16 protein-coding genes and 2 riboswitches are annotated in these 20,702 nt (G+C 44.2%); of the genes, 4 read left to right on the forward strand and 12 right to left on the reverse strand.

The window, feature by feature from the left end; all coding sequences use genetic code 11:
- Positions 1-81 precede the first annotated feature (81 nt).
- The 4 genes from cysK to GRQ40_RS10270 all read right to left on the reverse strand — a co-directional run bounded on the left by cysK (position 82) and on the right by GRQ40_RS10270 (position 4,337).
- Positions 82-1,005, reverse strand: a complete 924-nt coding sequence (gene cysK / locus GRQ40_RS10255; RefSeq protein ID WP_044742551.1) for a cysteine synthase A — start codon at positions 1,003-1,005, stop codon at positions 82-84.
- A gap of 252 nt (positions 1,006-1,257) precedes the next feature.
- Positions 1,258-2,682: a sensor histidine kinase gene (locus GRQ40_RS10260; protein WP_159719917.1), complete on the reverse strand. Its 1,425-nt coding sequence runs from the start codon at positions 2,680-2,682 to the stop codon at positions 1,258-1,260.
- 3 nt (positions 2,683-2,685) lie between these two features.
- On the reverse strand, positions 2,686-3,360 hold the full coding sequence (locus GRQ40_RS10265; protein ID WP_044742549.1) for a response regulator transcription factor: 675 nt from the start codon (positions 3,358-3,360) through the stop codon (positions 2,686-2,688).
- Between the two features lie 2 nt (positions 3,361-3,362).
- Entirely contained in the window at positions 3,363-4,337 is a 975-nt protein-coding gene (locus tag GRQ40_RS10270; protein WP_159719918.1) for a YncE family protein, read from the reverse strand.
- Positions 4,338-4,550: 213 nt separating this feature from the next.
- Between GRQ40_RS10270 and GRQ40_RS10275 the strand changes: the two genes are divergently transcribed.
- Positions 4,551-5,660: a histidine kinase N-terminal domain-containing protein gene (locus tag GRQ40_RS10275; RefSeq protein ID WP_066148691.1), complete on the forward strand. Its 1,110-nt coding sequence runs from the start codon at positions 4,551-4,553 to the stop codon at positions 5,658-5,660.
- Between the two features lie 31 nt (positions 5,661-5,691).
- On the opposite strand, the gene GRQ40_RS10280 is transcribed toward GRQ40_RS10275, so the two are convergent.
- Positions 5,692-6,375, reverse strand: coding sequence for a thermonuclease family protein (locus GRQ40_RS10280; protein ID WP_159719919.1), 684 nt, complete (start codon positions 6,373-6,375; stop codon positions 5,692-5,694).
- Between the two features lie 493 nt (positions 6,376-6,868).
- On the opposite strand from GRQ40_RS10280, the gene GRQ40_RS10285 reads away from it, so the two are divergent.
- Together GRQ40_RS10285 and GRQ40_RS10290 are read left to right on the forward strand one after the other, a co-directional pair.
- Positions 6,869-8,248, forward strand: a complete 1,380-nt coding sequence (locus tag GRQ40_RS10285; protein ID WP_066148689.1) for a peptide MFS transporter — start codon at positions 6,869-6,871, stop codon at positions 8,246-8,248.
- Positions 8,249-8,839: 591 nt separating this feature from the next.
- Positions 8,840-9,027, forward strand: a riboswitch (Lysine riboswitch).
- 109 nt (positions 9,028-9,136) lie between these two features.
- Positions 9,137-10,597 (forward strand): amino acid permease, encoded by a 1,461-nt coding sequence (locus tag GRQ40_RS10290; RefSeq protein ID WP_159719920.1) that lies wholly within the window; start codon positions 9,137-9,139, stop codon positions 10,595-10,597.
- Positions 10,598-10,627: 30 nt separating this feature from the next.
- Here the strand turns inward: GRQ40_RS10290 and GRQ40_RS10295 are convergent, their stop codons facing one another.
- From GRQ40_RS10295 to GRQ40_RS10325, 7 genes are all read right to left on the reverse strand, one after another.
- The gene (locus tag GRQ40_RS10295) at positions 10,628-10,801 is read right to left on the reverse strand and encodes a twin-arginine translocase TatA/TatE family subunit (protein WP_044746464.1); all 174 of its coding nucleotides are present in this window, start codon (positions 10,799-10,801) and stop codon (positions 10,628-10,630) included.
- A 476-nt stretch (positions 10,802-11,277) separates the two neighbouring features.
- Positions 11,278-11,943 (reverse strand): thiamine phosphate synthase, encoded by a 666-nt coding sequence (gene thiE / locus GRQ40_RS10300; RefSeq protein WP_066148685.1) that lies wholly within the window; start codon positions 11,941-11,943, stop codon positions 11,278-11,280.
- 9 nt (positions 11,944-11,952) lie between these two features.
- Positions 11,953-12,765 carry a bifunctional hydroxymethylpyrimidine kinase/phosphomethylpyrimidine kinase gene (gene thiD, locus GRQ40_RS10305; RefSeq protein ID WP_066148683.1) on the reverse strand — a complete coding sequence of 271 codons (813 nt, stop codon included), beginning with the start codon at positions 12,763-12,765 and terminating at the stop codon, positions 11,953-11,955.
- A gap of 11 nt (positions 12,766-12,776) precedes the next feature.
- Positions 12,777-13,586, reverse strand: coding sequence for a hydroxyethylthiazole kinase (thiM, locus tag GRQ40_RS10310; RefSeq protein WP_159719921.1), 810 nt, complete (start codon positions 13,584-13,586; stop codon positions 12,777-12,779).
- 82 nt (positions 13,587-13,668) lie between these two features.
- Positions 13,669-13,780, reverse strand: a riboswitch (TPP riboswitch).
- A 51-nt stretch (positions 13,781-13,831) separates the two neighbouring features.
- Entirely contained in the window at positions 13,832-14,854 is a 1,023-nt protein-coding gene (locus tag GRQ40_RS10315) for a glycosyltransferase family 2 protein (RefSeq protein WP_159719922.1), read from the reverse strand.
- Between the two features lie 13 nt (positions 14,855-14,867).
- A complete protein-coding gene (locus GRQ40_RS10320; protein WP_066148678.1) occupies positions 14,868-16,535 on the reverse strand; it encodes a DUF6044 family protein in 1,668 nt (555 codons plus the stop codon).
- A gap of 308 nt (positions 16,536-16,843) precedes the next feature.
- Positions 16,844-19,177 carry an FdhF/YdeP family oxidoreductase gene (locus GRQ40_RS10325; RefSeq protein ID WP_066148676.1) on the reverse strand — a complete coding sequence of 778 codons (2,334 nt, stop codon included), beginning with the start codon at positions 19,175-19,177 and terminating at the stop codon, positions 16,844-16,846.
- Positions 19,178-19,645: 468 nt separating this feature from the next.
- Between GRQ40_RS10325 and fdhD the strand changes: the two genes are divergently transcribed.
- Positions 19,646-20,389 carry a formate dehydrogenase accessory sulfurtransferase FdhD gene (gene fdhD, locus GRQ40_RS10330; protein ID WP_221212109.1) on the forward strand — a complete coding sequence of 248 codons (744 nt, stop codon included), beginning with the start codon at positions 19,646-19,648 and terminating at the stop codon, positions 20,387-20,389.
- The last annotated feature ends 313 nt before the right edge of the window (positions 20,390-20,702 follow it).

The raw sequence follows: 20,702 nt of genomic DNA on the forward strand, positions 1-20,702 counted from the left end.
TTCCATATCAATGCCAATGTTGAGCTGCCAAGTTACGTCACAATAAATAGCTATAAAAGGCGCGCCAGTCAGCGAGCCTTTCTAAAAATTGAACAAATCCCATGATAAATACCGTTCTCCAGAATCGGGCGCCATGCAAAGAACACGGGCATCAGACGGCAATCGCTTTGCTATTTCTATCGCATAATGTGCAGCCGCGCCAGCTGAAGCCCCCACCAAAATCCCTTCTTCTGCTGCTAAACGGCGCGCCATCGTTTGGGCATCTTCATCTTTAATTAATAAAATTTCATCAAAAATGTCGCGATTTAATATCTTTGGAACAAATCCAGGCCCAGTTCCCGGGATTTTATGCGGCCCCGGTTCTCCTCCAGACAGTACAGGCGAGCCGTACGGTTCTACGACATAAATCCGCAAACGAGGAAGATGCTTTTTTAGCTCCTCGCCCGTACCCGTCACGGTTCCTCCTGTTCCAGCGGTTAGCACAAAAGCATCAAGCCTTCCTTCAAAGGCCGCTAAAATTTCTAAAGCCGTGCTCTGTCTATGGGCATCTGGATTAGCGGGATTTTCAAATTGCATTGGAATAAAACTATCTTCAATAACAGCCGCAAGACGATGCGCTTCATCAATCGCCCCCTGCATGCGAAGCGAAGAAGGAGTTAGATGCACCTCAGCGCCGTACGCCTTTAAAAGCTTGACACGCTCCATTGTGGCATTATCCGGCATGGTAATCATGCAGCGATAACCTTTCGCAGCGCATACCATGGCTAGTCCGATCCCTGTATTTCCAGAGGTCGGCTCAATAATCGTACTTTTTCCTGGCACGATTTTCCCTTCTTCCTCCGCGCGCTGAATCATTTGAAATGCAGCCCGATCTTTCACGCTTCCACCCGGATTAAATGATTCAAGCTTGATATATACCTCTGCTCCCTTCGGATCGGGAATTCGGTTTAGTTTGACTACTGGTGTATTGCCGATCACATCTAAAATAGACTGATACCGCTTCATCAATATCGCCAACCTTTGTTTATCATTTTTCTTTAACGATTATATTGCTTCACCTTTCCTCTTTCAACGCTTGGCCATTTATGTGAGGAAGAGGGAAGCTGAAAGATCAAACAAGCTTTTATTCTAGAATCCCGGTTTGTAAGTTTTACTGATACTGCTCATTCATAAGATCACAGAGCGCAAGAACCGAGTGAATGGATTGGATCTGTCGCACCGAGAGTGGCTGGAGTTTTTCATGATTCTGTATTCCGTTCACTCGACCTCATGTTGCTGGTCATCCCACATTGGCAAACAAATGAACACCTCTGTTCCTTTTCCCTCTTCGCTGGCAAACGCTATCGTACCACCATGAAGATGGACGATCTGTTTGACAATCGCTAATCCAAGCCCCGTGCCGCCTTCTGCTCTTGTGCGCGCTTGATCGACACGGAAAAAACGCTGTCCCAACAGCGGGAGCTTCTCCTTTGGAATGCCTTTTCCGGAATCTCGGATGACAAAGCAGCAAGAATGAGTCTCCGCTTCAAAAAGCTGCAGTGTGATCGTGCCTCCTTTTGGCGTATAGCGGATCGCATTGTCGAGCAAATTATGGATGACTTGCTCCATGCGATCGCCATCCCCTTCAACAATCACTTCTGGACTTAAATCCGCGACAACTTGTATTTCCTTTTCATGCAAAAATGGCTCATATTTGGCTAACGTATCTTCAATAACTTGTGAAAATACGAGCGGCACCTTTTGCAGTGGGACGCTTTTTCCTTCCAATTGCGCTAAATCAAGTAAGTCGCGGACAAGCCGTTCCATTCTTCCTGCTTCTCGATGAATGAGCTTCATGTATTTTGTTTCTTCTTCTTTTGTTTTCACCATTCCTGCTAAAATGGCTTCACTGTATCCTTTGACATAACTGAGCGGCGTTCGCAATTCGTGCGACACATTGGCGAGGAATTCCCTCTTGCGCATATCCTCCTCGTGAATGGCTTTTGCCATTACATTAAACGCCCGAGCGAGCCTTCCTATTTCGTCATTCGCTTGAGTCGGAATCCTTGCTTCATAATCCCCCTGCGACATGCTGTAAGCAACTCTTTCCATCTCCTTGAGCGGTCCAGCCAAGCGGTCCGCCATTTTTTTTCCGAACAGCAGCAAAGCCGCCACAAATAAAATAGCAAGCGGAATCCAAATGGACGCAGCCTCCTTGGTCATTTCCTGAATGGTCGCAAGCGGAATATAAAGATAAAACACTCCTTGTAAGCGATGCTCGTCCAATAGCGGCACGATCACACCCATGATTTTGCGCCCAAATCGCTTTTCATAGCCTGTTTTCGTCACTACTTTTCCTTCAAGCAGCTTTTGCCGATCTGCTTCGCTAATCAACGAATCGTAATCGATTTGAAACGGCAAACAAGCGCTTAATTCCCGCGGGTTGCTGACGAGCAGCACTTCCGATGTCGTCTTTTCGTTATACCATTCTACCCTCTTCCGATATTCTTCAGTTATTGGTCCTCCTTGATAATCGCTTGCTAAATTTCTGCCTTCTTCAATCAATGTTTGTTCTACTTTATTTACATATAAATTTTGGTAAAAATAATTTAAAAGAAAATAAGAAAAAAGTACAGTAATAATCACAACAAGGCTCATAGCCAGCCAAATCTTTTGTACTAAAGTCATGGATTTTCGCCGCATCTGTCACACCTCAAATTTATAGCCAATCCCCCACACCGTTTTAATGAATGCTCCACTTTCCTTTAGCTTTAACCTTAATGTTTTAATGTGTGTATCCACCGTTCGAGCGTTTCCTGCATAATCATATCCCCATATCCGAATAAGCAAATCTTCCCTGCTAAATACTTGTCCGTGATGCTTAGCAAGAAAAAGAAGCAAGTCAAATTCTTTTAATGTTAAAATAACATTTTCTCCTTTTACCGTCACTTTCCGTCCTTTTTCATCAATCAAAAGCCCGCCAAAAGAAAGGTCATCTTGCTTTTTGGCTTGATATGTGCGTCTCATGATCGCCTCAATGCGCGCAATTAACTCTCCGGGGCTAAATGGCTTTACGATGTAATCGTCACCGCCAAGCTTAAATCCACGAACTTTATCCCATTCATCTCCTTTTGCTGTCAAAAAGATAATCGGCACATTCGAATAGCCGCGAATATGCTCACATAATGAAAACCCGTCCATATTCGGCATCATGATATCAAGCAAAATCAAGTCGATGGTTTGTTTCTGGATAAGCGCCAGCGCCTCTCGTCCATCTTGTGCTTGCAAACAGGTAAATCCGGAGTTTTCAAGATACATACATACTAAAAAACGCATATCCTCCTCATCATCAACAACCAGAATCGTTTGCTTCGTCTCCATTCTCACCCTTCCTCTCTTATCATTAGTTGAAACGGACCTTTTCCCGTTGTCAATCGTTGAACCACTTGGAGTGTACGGCCATCAATGACCGTCACTTCATTGCTGTCATAGCTTGCGACATATAAGTAATGGCTTTCGCCAATCATCACAAACGGATTCGCCCCTACTGTAATCGACGCTTTTTCCTCTCCTGCATGATCCCATTTGCGCACAGTATTTGAGCCGTGACTTAATGCAAAAATTCCTTCATTTGTCTCGGCAAAACTAACAGGCATCTCTGGAGCAGGAATCGTCTTCATGAGTGTTCCACTAGGTAATGAATAGATATGAATCACGGTTTCTACCGAACTTCCGCTTCCATGGCCGCCAACCCAAAGCTCTTGCTCCCGCTCGCGAAGCAAACCGCCGAGCGCAAATTTCGGAACCGAAAACGTATGGGTCACTTGATGTTTCTCCATATCGATCACAGCGGCTTTTTCATCTTGGAAATCAATCGCATACACACGTGTCCCTGTGCTGTTTTGCAGTAGAGTAAGGGGCTGGCTTCCTATTTTGATGGATCCATTTTCTTTGCCGTTCATGTGAAAAATGCGGATCGCCTTTTGATTTTGGTCAGCTAATAATAGATGCTGTTGATCATTGGAAACAAGTGCACTAATAATCCCCTTGCCTGTTTTCCATTCCTTCTCCATTTTCCCAGTTGCCAAATTATACTCATATGCCCGGTCCAGCTCATGTCCGTATAACAGCAGCGTGCTCCCGTTATTCAGCAGCACTCCTCCTTGAATAGGCTGACCAAGCTCCCATTGGGCGTATTTTTTTTCACGTTTTAAATCGAAAAATGTGACACTTCCATCCTTAATATTTATACTAATCAACACTTTCATCCGTTTAGGAATCGGCGTAAACTCTTCCTGTCGTTCGCACCCCATTAACAAGCTGACAAACATAAAGGCAAGCACAAGGGCAAGTCTCATTGTTCTCCTCCTTTTCAGGCGAAACACTTGACATATTATAAACAAATATTGTGAGAAACTTGTGAAAAATGACGAAAAAATTTTGTATGATATCATTCAGCAATAGAGCATTGTAAAAACTGCAAATTTAGCAATATTTCTCTTTATCATTTTAGCTATTTCCTTTTATAATAATAACATGCGATGGCGAGCGGATAAATGAGGTGAGTGGATTTGGAGTCTTCAAAAGAAAAACTAATTGCGTTTCTAGAAGAGCATGTATCTGATTTTCTAACGCATTGGCGAAACCATGTGCGTATCGCCGATAATGATAAATATATTGATCAAGTAGAGCATAACGGGCTATCTTTCTTTCAACTTGTGAAAGAAATGCTCAGCCATCCCCTTCCGTCAGAACACATTCAAGCACTGGCGGAAAAAATCGCAAAAGAAAGAGCAGAAGCAAATGTGAATATCGGTGAATTTGTCTATAATACAAACCTCGGCCGAAGTCTATTAATCCGGTATGCGTTGCAGTCTGGTCTTCCAATTGACGAGCTTCAACCATTAATTGACGATATTAACGCTTTATTTGATCGTTTTTCGTTTTATGCGGTTACAAAATACACCGAACTAAAAGATGCGGAAATTCAAAAAAGAAACTTGTTTATTTCTCAGTCTCATAAAGATCGGCTCACATTGCTTGGCCAAATGTCTTCGAGTTTCGTTCATGAATTTCGCAATCCATTGACGGCTATTATCGGGTTTATTCAGCTGCTAAAATTTGAACATCCAACCTTAAAATATTTGGATATTATTGAACATGAGCTCCAACAATTGAAATTTCGCATTTCTCAATTTCTTCATGCTTCAAGAAAAGAAGCGGTTGAAGAGAAAAAGGAGACTGTATCTCTTTCCGAGTTTTTCGAAGAGATCCTATCCTTTCTGTACCCAAGCTTTGTGGATGAAGATGTCGATGTGTCTACCAATATCGATTCAACATTGACTGTATTTGTCTATAGGAATCAGCTCAAACAGGTCATCATGAATATTCTTCTCAATTCCATCGAGGCGGTCAAAGAAAAGGAAAAGCCGCGGCGGATCAATATCGATGTGTCATTGATGGACGGAAAGATTGCCATCATGATTTCTAATAACGGTCCAATGATTCCTTCGGAAGCCATTCACGCCATCTTTGAGCCATTTTTCACAACGAAAAAGCTTGGCACAGGAATCGGCCTGTATGTATGTAAAAAAATTATTGAAGATCATGGCGGCCAAATCACCTGCTCTTCCAATCAGCATGTTACTTCCTTTATGATTTCCCTTCCCAGTTCAAACTAAATCCCTCTCCCCTTAATATGGAGAGAGGGATTTAGCGTAGCGGTTTGCGAAATCCTGCATCTTGTGCCTCTTTCTCAGTACAAAACATTCTTTCTGCCTTTGTTACCTTATATTGCGGACTTCCAGGAACATGATAAATTTTTTCTCCGCTTTTTGAAATATTGCCTTTAATCATTGGCTTAGAGCACGATGATGAAGAAGAAGCTTGATCGTTAAATCCTTGATCTGTTGCATAATTTTCTATTGACCAAGTCCCCAGTTGCTTCTCCCTGGCTTTCTCCTGAATTTGCCGGAATTCATCGACATATTTCGTATTAGGCTCAAATACGTAAGCCACCCGAGCATAGCCCTGCTCCAGCAGCAGCTCATTAAGCATTTTGTTTCCGATCCATACATAGGCTAGCAGCCGGCCGTATTTGTCTCGCTCTCTCACATCCAATTCCAGCTCCACCTTTGTCCCTGATGGCAGTAATTGCTTCACATATTGACTTGACTCCACGCCAAACGGCTGCACGGGCTTGGTCGGATGTACAGATTCAGGTGTGTCAACCAACAACAAACGGACGGTTTCTTCTTTGCTTCCGACTGCAACTTTTAACGTATCCCCATCAATGACCCGTTGAACAATAGCTGGAATTTTTTCTGAAGATGATTGGCATCCCGTTAACACGAGAACCGCAAAAGCAGTCAAAAGCACGATGAGGTATTTCTTCAATCTTTCTCCTCCTTCCGTATCTTATCGTAGCGCATCTCAGAAAACTTGACCACTATTTGTTCACTTTTTTATCCATAATCCTAAGCTTTCAAGACCATACAAAACATTTTCCAAGGCGCATGGATCGCCTAAAAATAGAACTATTATTCCGTTTATATGGAGAAACTATAGAGAAAATGGAACGAACCTTTCGATCTTTTCATTTAAGCGATGCCATCCAATGGAATGGGTCAACATTTCTTCCTCAAACGAGTATGAATTGAACAAGCACCATGAATGCCCTGTTTCCATTGAACGAAATAGCTAGTATATAGAGTATGATGGAAAGATTCATTATACAAATAATATAATATTTAGATTAATAACACTATTAAATCGATAAAGATAAGTTTAAAAGTTTATATTTTTCTATTTCTATATAATTTTATTGACTTATAGATATTTTATAAAATAAAATGTTCTTTGCACGATCATCAATTTAGGAGGAAGAAAAATGGGAGCATTACCTGAGGTTCAACCGATGCAACAGGAACAAAGCAAAAAACATCCTCCCGGGCTTTATCTTTTATTCTTCACCGAGATTTGGGAGCGTTTTAGCTACTATGGAATGCGGGCGATCCTAGTTCTTTATTTAACGACAGCAACCATTAGTGGCGGTTTAGGATTTGATCAAAGAATCGCCGTAAGTATTTATGGGTTCTTTACAGGGATTGTTTATTTTACCCCTATTATCGGTGGATACCTTTCTGACCGCTTTTTAGGTCGTCGCTTAGCTATTACCATCGGCGGAATTATTATGGCCGTCGGCAATCTTATACTGTTTGCGGTCAATACAAAAATAGGGTTATATACGGGGCTTTTACTATTAATTATCGGAAACGGTTTCTTTAAACCTAATATTTCGACGCTTGTCGGTGAATTGTACGGACCAAATGACAAGCGCCGCGATGCAGCCTTTACCATTTTCTATATGGGAATTAACATCGGCGCCTTTTTTGCTCCGCTGATCTGTGGATTTTTAGCTGAAGATTATTTTAAAACGACTGTCAATGGCGTCGTGCAGTATGGATTTAAATATGGTTTCCTTGCCGCATCCATCGGTATGATAATTGGTCAAGTATTTTTTAATCTATTAGGAAATCGTTATCTAGGAGAAATCGGCAAAAAGCCGATTGGCAAACAGAAAACAGCTTCAACTGCGCCAAAAGAGCCGTTAACAAAAAAAGAAAAACAGCGCATTCGTGTGATCTTAATTTTAATGTGCTTTGTTGTCTTTTTCTGGGCTGGCTTCGAACAAGCAGGAAGCTCGCTTACATTGTATACCGATAAGTTCGTCGATAAATCCATCGGCAGCTGGACCATGCCAACCTCTTGGTTTCAATCATTAAATCCATTATTTATCGTTCTATTAACACCCGTTTTATCTGCATTATGGGTAAAATTGGCTAACTCTAAACGCGGTGATTTATCAGCTCCGACAAAGATGGGATTAGGTATGATTTTGCTTGGTCTCGGATTTGCTGTTTTGGTTCCTGCTCTGCTGCAAACCGGAAGCGACGAGCAACACATTACGGTAAAAGCAAATGCATTATTTATTGTTTTAACATACTTTTTGCATACGCTTGGTGAGCTTTGCCTATCACCGGTTGGGCTATCACTTACAAGCCGCATCGCACCGATTCGTCTCGCTTCCCTGCTAATGGGAGTTTGGTTATCAGCAACTGGTATCGCGAATATTTTAGCAGGTCAATTAGCAGCTTTTACGGAGTCATTAGGCTATCTAGAAATTTTCAGCTTAATTGGCGGCATTACCATTGTTCTTGGCTTTGTTCTGTTATTATTATCGAAAAAACTTGTAGAAATGTCAGAATAATAAAGAAAAAAGGATTCACTTATATCGTGAATCCTTTTTTCTTTGCTTATTTACCATTGGTCGTTTTAACATTCTTCAGTCGAGAAGTCTCCCACTTCTAAATCTTGCGAAGCTTGATGAAAGTGGGAGATGAATCGACTTCGGACAAGGACAGGCTTTTGCCTGTTCAATTGTCTGACCCTGTGGTAAAATAAACCTATGTCGTTCTTTCATAACTGGATATAGGAGGTTGCATGGAGAAAATAAAATGCGAAAACCAAGCGGATCCTTCCATGCGTAAAATATCCAAGGTACAAAAGAACTCCGAATTGTCGGACATCTAGGGTTGGAACGACCCGAAGTCACGCTCAGGGAGACGAAAGGCGGCTTTCGTCGTGGAACTGAGAAGCTCCCACTTCAAGCTTTAGCTAAGTGGTGAGTAGTTCACGAAACAGGATTTCTATCGTTCCATGCCTCTCGCTCTATTCCACGTATATAGTAAACATAGAAGGGTTTGGCTTTTTTGCGATTGAAGCATAAATAAATATTGTTTTTGTACAAAAATTGTTTTATAATCATCATGGAACAAAATGAATAGCATCCTCATTCACCCGATGAGGTAGAGGTTGCGGCTTTTATGAGTACAGCGAACGAGATGCAGAGAACATTGAAGACTTCGCTCGAAGGGAAAAGCCGCCGAAGTTGGCACATTTCTCTGGATGTGCGAACTGGGGCTGTCACCGAATAGGTGCAGCACTGTCACGGTTTGCGTAAAGCAACCGTGGGGCGCTATCTTCACGGAAGGGTTGATACGGGTAATGATTGCATTGCCGCCGAATCTCCTTCGGCGGCTTTTTTTATTGCCCGGCTCCTTTCCATGACAACATGAAAAAAAGGAGCGATGAAAACATGGAAAGCGTCATGCAAAAACAGGAAGCCGCCACACCGGCTTCGCCTAACCAGCTGCAACGAAAGCTAAAAACAAGGCATCTAACAATGATTTCTCTTGGGGGAACGATTGGTACTGGGTTGTTTTTAGCAAGCGGCGGAGCGATTCATACCGCTGGACCGGGTGGAGCGCTCATAGCGTATATCGCGATTGGAGTGATGGTATATTTTTTGATGACCAGCCTTGCGGAAATGGCCGCTTATATGCCCGTTACCGGAACGTTTAGTACGTATGCAACGAAATTTGTCGATCCTGCTCTCGGATTTGCTTTAGGATGGAACTACTGGTATAACTGGGCCATTACAATTGCCGCAGAACTCTCGGCTGTGACTATGATCATGAAATTTTGGTTTCCGAATAGCCCTTCACTTTTATGGAGCGCATTATGCTTAGTGATTATGTTTTTACTTAACTATTTATCTGTAAAAGGATTTGGTGAAGCCGAATATTGGTTTTCCCTTATTAAAGTAGTAACGGTTATTATTTTTCTTATTGTCAGCTTTTTCATGATTATAGGTATTATGGGTGGTGAAGCGGTTGGATTTAGAAACTTCACCATCGACGACGCTCCGTTCCATGGTGGGTTCATGGCGACTCTCGGCATTTTTATGGCCGCAGGATTTTCTTTCCAAGGAACAGAGCTGCTTGGGGTTGCAGCCGGTGAAAGCGAGGATCCGAAACGAAACATTCCTCGCGCCATTCGTCAAGTATTTTGGCGTATTTTGCTATTTTATATACTGGCTATTTTAGCAATCGGGCTGCTTATTCCGTATACAAATGAAAATCTAGCGAATAGCGACGTTACGGTCAGCCCATTTACTCTCGTCTTTGATAAAGCTGGCATTGCGTTGGCTGCATCCGTTATGAACGCCGTCATTTTAACAGCGGTTTTATCAGCCGGAAATTCCGGTATGTATGCGTCTACTCGAATGCTTTGGGATCTAGCAAAAGAAGGAAAAGCGCCAAAATTTCTGGCCAAGCTAAATCACCGCGGTGTTCCTGTTAATGCATTACTAGTCACAGCTTCACTAGGAACGCTTGCTTTTTTGGCTTCGTTCTTTGGCGATGGCACCGTTTATGTATGGTTATTAAATGCCTCGGGTATGTCGGGATTCATTGCGTGGCTAGGCATCGCGGTCAGTCACTACCGTTTCCGCAAAGCATATGCCGCGCAAGGGCGCGATCTCAATGATCTTCCTTATAAAGCCAAATGGTTTCCATTTGGACCATTGTTCGCTCTAGTGCTTTGCACGATTGTCATTTTGGGACAGAACTATGGGGCCTTTATGGGGAAGTCAATCGATTGGTACGGCATTCTCGTTTCCTACATTGGACTGCCATTGTTTTTAGCGGTTTGGCTTGGCTATAAAATCGTGAAAAAGACAAAGGTCGTTCCCCTCAAAGAATGTGAATTAGACTAAAAAACCGCTCGGCTATGCCAAGCGGTTTTTTCAGTCGTGCTTTTTCGTTTTCTGTTCTTCGTCATCCATGATGCCTTTTGTAGCATTTTTAAATTCGCGGAGCGTTTTTCCAGCTGCTTGTCCAAGCTCTGGCAGCTTTTTCGGGCCGAAAAGTAACAGGGCAAAAAATACGATCAAGGCAATCTCGCCAAATCCTATGTTCATATCATTCACTCCATGCGCTTCATTTTCGTCTTTTCCTTTTCCATTATATCATATCATCTTTGAATTACTACCACTTTCGCTTCAAAGTGGGAGATTCCTGCGAACATGGAAACATCCTTCGATTTTTCAGCTAGCAGACCTTCCCCGTTGTTCCAACGGGAAACGACAAGAAAGCTTGTACATTCGTCCGCTTCACACGTTCGACTGGGCTCGGTTTTCGTTGCTTCGAACCGTGCACAGACAAGGGAACGTTGAAGCTTTTACGTAACGGACGGTGTTCCTTGTCACAATCCTCTATCTTCAGTTTTTCCAAGAACCACTTACAAGTATAGAATAGCACATAGATTCTTGTGATTCCACTACTTTGGCCAATGCCAACCGACATTTCTCTCTCTAACTCATGAAGCGATGCCCGTCATGTTCCTTGAGGCGATAGTCTTCTGTCGGGATATGGAGTAGTCCAATGATCGACATCCTTATTCGTTCAGTGCTTCAGAAACCGCTCTTGCCAGCCATTCCGCACTTTTTTTAGGAGAAGGAGCTAAACTGATCGCGCTAATGACAGACACCCCGTCTGCTCCAGCGGCAATAACCTTCTTTGCGTTGTTCGCGGTAATTCCGCCAATGCCCACGATCGGTATCGACAGACCATGCTCACGCATAAGACGAAGAACGGCCGTTCCTTGTGCCTCTTTTGCATCTTCTTTTGTGCTGGTTGGAAAAATAGGACCGACTCCAAGATAGTCAGCGCCTTGCTCAATGGCGCGTTTCGCTTCTGCCAAATTATGAGCTGAAACGCCGAGAATTTTATTTCCTATTTTTTTTCGTACGACATCTGCCCGTTCATCGTCTTGTCCAATATGGACCCCATCAGCATCAAGCTCTAATGCTAGCTCCACATCATCATTCACAATAAACGGAATATGGTGCTTCCGGCAAAGCGCTTGCAACTCTTTGGCTAATGCATACTGCTCCTTTTTCGAAAGAGCCCCTTTGCCCTTTTCGCGAAATTGAAACATCGTAATTCCGCCTTCAATCGCTTCTGTCAGCACCTCTAACGGACTTCGTTCACAATTGTTGCTTCCCATAATAAAATAAACACGTAATTGCTCTTTCAGACTATCCATTGAAGTTTGCGCCATTTTCATCACCTACGACATCCATTTTTGCCGATACGCCCAATGGTTGGTTGGGCCATGCCCATTGCCGATCCCCAGTTCGTTTTCAATCGCGGCTTGAATAAATGCTTTCGCTGTTTCGATCGCTTCATGGACGCTGCGCCCCTTAGCAAGCTCCGCTGTTACTGCAGCGGCAAACGTGCAGCCTGTTCCATGCGTATGTCTCGTTTCAATTCGGGCGCCCTTGAAATAGGAAAATTCACGGCCATCATATAGCAAATCAACCGCTGCATTTTCAACATCATCGTGGCCTCCTTTAATGACCACGTACGTGACTCCGATTTTGTGAAGCTGTTTTGCCGCTTCTTGGCGTTCCTCTAATGTGCGGATCTTCATCCCCGTCAATACTTCTGCCTCTGGAATGTTAGGAGTGGCTACCATCGCCAGCGGCAACAAATGTGTTTTTAACGCTGACACCGCTGCTTCCTGTAAAAGTGGTGCCCCGCCTTTAGCGATCATAACCGGGTCAACGACAAGCCGACGCCAGCCAAATTGCTTCACCTTTTTCGCTACGGCTTGGATGATATCTGCATTAAACAACATGCCCGTTTTGACGGCGTCTGCTCCTAAGTCCGTACCAATGGATTCAATCTGCTGCTCAACGGCTTCTACAGAAAGCGGATACACTCCCTGCACGCCAAGCGTATTTTGCGCCGTTACCGCCGTTAATGCAGACATTCCAAAGACGCGTAACTCTTGAAATGTTTTTAAATCCGCCTGAATGCCGGCTCCACCTCCACTGTCTGACCCAGCAATCGTTAATGCTTTATAAACTTGATTCACCATGTCTCTCCCCTTCATTCAACTTTGGTAAAGGAGCCATATTGACTAATGGCCTCCGCGCCAACTTTGGCCAACTGATTTAAAAAGGCGATTTGAAAGCTTCCAGGCCCATACTCTGCCGCTTCATCAGCAGCTAGTTGCGCCGCCACGCCATAGCTGACAAGCGCCGCTGTTGCCGCTGCTGCATAGTCCTTTTCAACAGCCGCAAACGCTCCGATTACAGATGTGACAAGGCAGCCTGTCCCAGTGACTTTTGTTAACAGCGAATGACCGTTATGAACCACATAAACCGTCGCTCCGTCTGTGACAACATCGTCCTTTCCGGTAATAGCGACTGTCATTTTTAACTGCTGTGCTGCTTTTTTCGCTAGTGCCACCACATCGCCGCTTCCTTCGGCGGCATCCACTCCTTTAATCTCCCACCGCTCGCCGATAACATTCGCGATTTCTGCTGCATTGCCGCGGATGACGGCAATATTTAATTGACGGACTATTTTTCGGGCGGTTTCCGTGCGATATGGCGTCGCTCCCGCTCCAACCGGATCGAAAATCACAGGAACTCTCTGTTCATTTGCTGCCTTGCCGGCAATCAGCATCGCTTCAATTTCCTGTTCATTTAGCGTGCCGATATTTAAAACAAGCGCTCCGGCAATTCGCGCCATATCCGCTACTTCTTGCTTGGCATAGGCCATCACTGGTGAAGCGCCAAGCGCAAGCAGACCATTTGCTGTAAAATTGGTCACAACTACATTTGTGATGTTATGCACAAGTGGATTAGCCTTGCGCACTTGATCGAGTACTTCTGCCACATGTTGCAAATTCATCTTTTCCATCCTCTCCCTTATTCGTTTGTCCAGCTGGATTTGCAAATAAAAATGCACTTTGCGCGTAAGCAAAGTGCATCTATATCGCCTCTATCACTTTCCCTACGCTGGCATTACCCAACAGGTTCAAACGGTCAACGGCGGATGATAGCCGTACTCTCAGCCTGATTCCACAGACTCCCGTATCCTTTTCACTGTTTACAAGCACAGTCTACCCCTTCTCGCCCGAGAATGCAAGCAAAAAATTATGTGCTCCCTCCCGGCAATGATTCCGTTCTTCTTGGCTCTTCATGAAACGAGGAAGATCGCGGCAATGGCAAATTAAATAAATCTAAATCCACAATATAACGAGGGCGCCGTTTCGTTTCTTTATAAATCTTTCCGATGTATTCACCGATTAGCCCAAAAGCAATCAGCTGCAATCCTCCAAGCAGCCAAATCGATGTAATCAACGATGTCCATCCCGTTTGTGTGTGACCGGTCCATTTTAAAAACAGGAAGTAAGCACCAAATAACAGGCTGACAAAAAAAGAAACCAACCCGATCATGGAAATAAAACGAATAGGTGTCACACTAAATGACGTAATACCGTCAAGAGCAAAGGAAATCATTTTTTTTAGCGGATATTTTGTTTCACCGGCAAGTCGTTCCTTTCGATCATAATAAACAACAGTTGAACGAAATCCAAGCAATGGAACAATTCCTCGCAAAAATAAATTGGCTTCTTCAAATCGTTCCAGCTCTTCAACCGCCCGCCTGCTCATCAAGCGGTAATCGGCATGATTATATATAAGGTGAACGCCCATCGCCTTCATCATTCTATAAAATCCCTGTGCTGTATGACGCTTGAAAAACGTATCTGTATCGCGGCGGTTGCGAACCCCGTATACAATCTCATACCCTTCATGAAATTTTTGTACAAACTGGCGGATGACCGACACATCATCCTGTAGATCGGCGTCAATGGAAATGATACAATCTGAGCGAGTTTTTGCGGAAAACAAACCAGCTAATAACGCATTTTGATGGCCGGCATTATGGGCAAGCTTGACCCCTTTGACCTCCGGATAATGCAAACTCGCTTTGTAAATGATCGTCCATGTTGCATCTCGGCTTCCATCATCGACAAATAGTAAAGCACTATATTCGGAAATAAGCCGCTCCCTGACAAGCTGCTCGCGCAGTTCGCGCAGCTGCCGAATCGTTTCCGGAAGCACTTCTTCTTCGTTGTAGCAAGGTACAACAATCGTTAATACAGGTTCGCTCATGATGCTCTCCTCCCTATGATGCTAGTTTGTATAAATAAATCGTCCATGCGGATTCCTTGGAATGAAACACTTTCTCAAGCCGTAGCTGATTTTGGGCTGCGTTTTCGATCGGAAGCGCCGAAAAAATATAACGGCCGCCCATCTTGCGGAATACATCGGTATTCAGCTCTAAATGTTGAATTTTCTTCTTTGAATTCTTTTTAAACATGTAGTGCTTGCCAAGCTCATCGACAAATAAATAGCAACGGCCGCCCCACTTATCGAAATACTTGCGCAGCGTCTGGTTTTTTGCTAGCTCAGGAGCAATGATTTGCCGAAATTGATGTTTATATTCAAGCGGATAAAAATTGTTGTACGTATCCAGCGTATAAAAGCCGTTATATTGAGCAATGGCCGGATGAATGCCGATGCTGGCAACGCGGTATGTATCAACGGGCCGCGCGATATAACGTTTAATTTCCGCGAATTGTTTTTCAGCGTAGAACTGGCGAAACGACGGCTTATTTTGATACATAATTTCTTCGTTAAATATAGCTAAAATAAAAAGCTGCAGCGCAAGCGCCAGCCACACAACATTTTTCCATGCTTTAGCATGCTGCCATATGATTCGCAATGAAAGAGCAAACAATACGTAAATCACCATAGGTCGCAAGAAGTGATAGCGGGCAAAATTAAACTTATTAAGAAGATCAAACCGTTCTGTAAGTGGCAGCCACCCTCGATAAAACCAAAACGCATACCACAGGGAAAGGGCAAAGTTAAGCACATGGAGAAATAAAAACAGCTTTTCTTGCCGCCATTTCTTCCTTTTTCCCACAAAATACAAGGCGAAAAGCGTGATTGGTAAAATCACGAGTCCGTGCACGGTCATGACATGCGTATGACCAAGAATATAATTTTTAAATGTCAAACGAACCGCACGCCAAAAAGAAAGATCAGCATGAAAATATTCATCGCGGCTTGTTGGCTCTTCGGAAAATAGAAGTGAATGAACAAGCCGATAATCAACGGCTAAATATAACACAGTCATATAGATGATGGCGGCCAAAAAGCGCAGATTCCATCTTTTATACCTCAATGCATCCACAAGCCACCAAATGCCCAGAGCACTGAGGAAAAAGAAGAAACCAAGTACAAGACCAGAGTATAGCGGCAATAGTGTAAGCACGAGATAATCCACCCACGACCGCCTGCCAGCGCGAATATTTAAAAACGCCCAAAGTGCCAGCGGCATACCAAGAGTGCTTAACATTCCGGACGGCCAAAATGGTGTTAATGCAAAAGCAAGTGCTACACCAATGCGAATCCATGCCCATTCTTTCTCCCTCATAACATGCGTTTTCAGCAATAAGTACATTCCGATAAAAGCAAATACCCTTGTAATCAGCTGGCTGAGTCCATAAGCATAAATCGATGGAAATAACGCATGGAGCCATACGATTCCACTAAATTCTGTTCCAAAGGCATTTCGCGGCAGACCGTTAATGATTTGCGGAATGACCGCCCCCACCGGCCCAAACAGCTGACCGCTGTTGGCGAGCACCTTGTACCAAGCGATGTTGGAATCTAAATTATCATGTACTCGCATATGCGCATTCTCGCCTAAAATAAAATAAGGCGATACAAACAAAGCGATCACAAGGAATGAGAAGAGCAAAAGTCGCTTTTCTGTTATCGTCATTTCTTCTCCTCCTCTTGTCTGATCATGTTATTTTTATCTTTTAACAAAAAGAGGAAATTATACAGAAAAAAATTGCATGTATAGCAAAAACGTGCGGCTCGATCGTCTCTATACTATGGACACAACTCTATGAGCCGCCTTTGTTCTCAAGAAGCACCATGCATATCAAGTGTGGTCTAAGTCGATACAACCCCTTTCATCGTTGCGTCCTGCCTCTCTTTTGCTGAACCCCTAACATTTCGGCGCTTGATGCCCCCATAAAAAAACAGCGCCATTCCCTCTTATTTGGAATGGCGCTTTCGCAAACGTTATTCTACATTTAATTCGAGCTCTTCAATCCGTTTTTCTGCATAGTTTTGATCCTTTTGCGCATGATAATGCTCCGCTTTTTCAACGATGGCCACCGTATTGTATTCCGGAATGTGCGCGTACGTTTCATACACTCCTTTTGGAATGAGCACATTTCCCTCCGGCCAATAGACGGCGATGTTGCCGCGTTTGACGTCCGCGTATTTGGCGCTCCCCTGCATCATGCCATGCCGGTTGTACACAACGATCGGTTCACCGTCGCGAATATGGAGCGATTTGGCGTCTTCTTCGTTCAGCAAAATATCATAACGGTCGGCGTTATTAAACGGGTCTTTCTCGCTATAGACCATCGAGTTGAACTGCTTGCCCCGCCTTGTTGTGACAAAAAAGCTGCCTTCCGTCTTGCGCAGCTCTGGCAATTCGATCGGAATAAGGTTTCCGCGGCCGTCTGGGGTCGGGCATATGCCGCCTTCACAAAGCCACGCGCCGCCCCATTGAAACACATCGCCTTTTTTCCGCAAATGTTGAATGCCGTCGTAGTTTCGGTTGGCCACCGCAATTTCGTCGCGAATTTGCTGGGCGTTTTGAAACTCGATGAGATGCTTTTGTTCCGGCTTGACTCTAGAGGCGAGATCAACATAAATTTCCCATTCCGCGCGCGCTTCCTCAATGCGTGGGCCGTCAATTTCCGGGCTGAAATAGACCATCCGCTCTGTGCTGGTCGAGGTACCGCCACCCGGCTGCTCGTATCGCGTCATCGCCGGTAAAATAATCACCTCTTCCTTCGCATCTAAGAGTGTTGAAGTATTGAAAATAATATCTTGATGCACGCGCAGCTCCAACTGTTCAAGCGCCTGGCGAACGAAATCAGGATTCGGCATCGTCTCAAGAAAATTGCCGCCGCTCGTATACATCAGCTTCATTTTTCGTTCATGACCATCTGGAAGCAAGATGTTTTCAATCGTTTGTCCGATTGTGTCCCCTTGCCAGCGAGGAATCGGAAATCCCCATATTTGTTCAAGACGGGTAATATTTTCCTCATCAAATTCGCCGCCCGGAAGAACAAATGGGTCAGCCCCCATTTCCCCCGAACCTTGCACACCGCTATGGCCGCGAATCGGCATGACGCCGCAATGCTCACGTCCGATAAACCCGCGAAGCAAGGCAAGGTTAACGACTTGTGACACATTATCCGTACCGAACCGGTGCTGAGTCAATCCCATGCTCCAAACAAATACAGCTGACTTGGCATTAGCCAGTAATCTAGCAAACTCATACATTCGTTCCTTTGAAAGCCCCGATGACTGCTCAAGCGTCTGCCAATCATATTTCGCGACATGCGAACGCAGCTCGTCAACACCGTTCGTGTGTTTGGAGACAAACTCCCAATTAATTGCATCCTCCATCTCAAACCAATGCTTGATAACTCCATTTATAAAGGCGATATCTCCGCCAATATGGACTTGATAAAAATCATCTGCGATTTTTGTTCCGAATAAAGCGCTTTCCCAAATGGACGGAATCCAGTAGTTTTCCATAGCCGGCTCACGGTACGGATTCACAACGATGATTTTCGTGCCTGCTTTTTTCGCAGCGTACATATATTTCGTCGATACCGGCTGGTTGTTGGCAGCCACAGATCCCCAAAAGACAAGAACATCTGTGCCGATCCAATCTTTATAGCTGCAGCTTGATGCACCGATTCCAAGTGAACGCTTTAACGCTGTTTTGCTTGGTGAATGACAAATGCGTGAAGCATTATCGATGTTGTTTGTTCCTAAAAAGCGCGCTACCTTGGCGGCAGTGTAATACACTTCATTCGTAATGCCGCGCGCTGTCAAATAAAAAGCGATCTGTTTCGGATCAAGTGAGCGGATTTTTCGGGCAATCCGTTCAAGCGCTTCATTCCAACTAATTCTTGTAAACTTTTTTTCTCCTGGTTTTCGTGACAGTGGATAGGGAATGCGGCCAAGCTTGCGCAGCTCTGTACTGTCCATTTTGCGCAGCTCCTCCACATCTTCCAGCCATTTTGGGTCCATTGCTGGCATCGTATTTAGACGAAGTACGTTTAAACGAGTCGTACAAAGATGCGGACCTGTCAATGTTTGATCATGAAGTCCGGATACACCGAGCGCACAACCATCGCATACTCCCTGCGTTAAAATGCGGTAGGCATAAGCAAGCTGGTCTTTGTTTTCCAGCATCACTTTTAAAGTATCACGGAGATGATGAGGCTTTATCTTTCCAACTCCCATCGGCAAAAGGCTCGCCCAAAGCGAGGGTTGGGGACGCTGATTCAGTTTGATTGGGCCGGTGTGTTTCGTTTTGCCCATCTTCGCTCCTCCTTTTTATTGGTCATCCTATTTTCGAAACATTCCTACATTTTTATGGTATTATTATATTATATCATCCCTTCTTATTTCCTCAATCAATATGCAGCTGATCCTTTGAGCATGATCAATAAAAAGGAGAGGATGAATGGTATAAATCAGCGATCCTGATCCGACCAGTCAAACAAGAAAAACATCACTTCATTGAATAGAGTAAATCAAAGGAGAATTCGATGGTTTCGACAGTCGCAGGCAAGTTCTTGACTTGTTTCTCATGCCTGCCCACGGAAGGAAGAAAGATGGGCACATTCCATTGGAGTTCTATCACCACACAAGAGGACATCTCTAAAAGGAAAAGGGTGAAAGATTCACCCGGCTTTATATACGCCTAATAGCTTCGGGGTTATATATGAAAAGAAGGTGAAAAGGGTGAAATCGAATATAACGACTGCCAAGCAAATCTATAAATATATGGAGGGAGAACTTCACGAGCAAGAGGACGCCATTGTTCTTGAACAGCCATTGACCATTATCGTGAATGGAGAGGAGTTTGCCACGCTCGTTTGTTCGCCAGAGCACCTTGATGAGCTTGTTCTCGGCTTCCTTGCTTCTGAAGGAGTGATTCGTTTCCACGATGATATTCACCAACTATCCATTGACGAAGAGCGAGGGTTTGCCTATGTTGATCTGTCCGTACCTCTAGCCCCAGCTTCTTCTTTTTCCAAACGGTTCATCGGCTCATGCTGTGGAAAAAGCCGACAGTTTTATTTATTAAATGATGTAAAAACAGCAAAAACGATTACAACCTCCACACGCATCCGCGTTGAGCAATGCTTCGCTCTTATGAATACATTGCAAAATGAAAGCACGGTTTTTCGCCATACAGGAGGAGTGCATAATGCAGCCTTATGCAATGAAGAAGGGATGATCATCGCCCGCTCTGATATCGGTCGTCACAATGCTCTTGATAAAATTTATGGCTATTGTTTGCGCCATGCGATTCCGATGCGTGACAAGCTCGTCGCTTTCAGCGGCCGCGTATCTTCGGAAATATTGCTGAAGGCATCGAAAATGGGGGCAGGAATCGTACTTTCAAAATCGGCCCCGACCGATTTAGCGTTACAGCTTGCCGATGACTTGCACATGACCGTTGTCGGCTTTATTCGCGGAACAACCCTCAATATATACACCCATCCGGAACGGATTATTGTATAACAACCGGCTTCTGTTCGTTTGAAACGAATCTAAAGAAAAAGTTCGGCTGTTACGACCGAGCTTTTTCTTTGTAACAAACAAATGAAAGCCAAATACTAGCAGCCATAAGAACGGTGTGAAAAAATGGTGTAACGAAATGATGAAACTACGATTGATGAAAGGTGACTTCCATCATGTTCTATGATGCATTGTCCCACCTCTTTCTGAATCCAAACGTTGCTCAAAGCTTATAAGTAAAGGAATGGTTTCTATATCCTCCGCCATTCGCTAGCGGCCTTGCCACATCGCTTTTGCGCTTCCTTTGCCGCGAGAA

The sequence above is a fragment of the Anoxybacillus sp. PDR2 genome, assembly GCF_009834045.1.
Taxonomy (GTDB): domain Bacteria; phylum Bacillota; class Bacilli; order Bacillales; family Anoxybacillaceae; genus Anoxybacteroides; species Anoxybacteroides rupiense.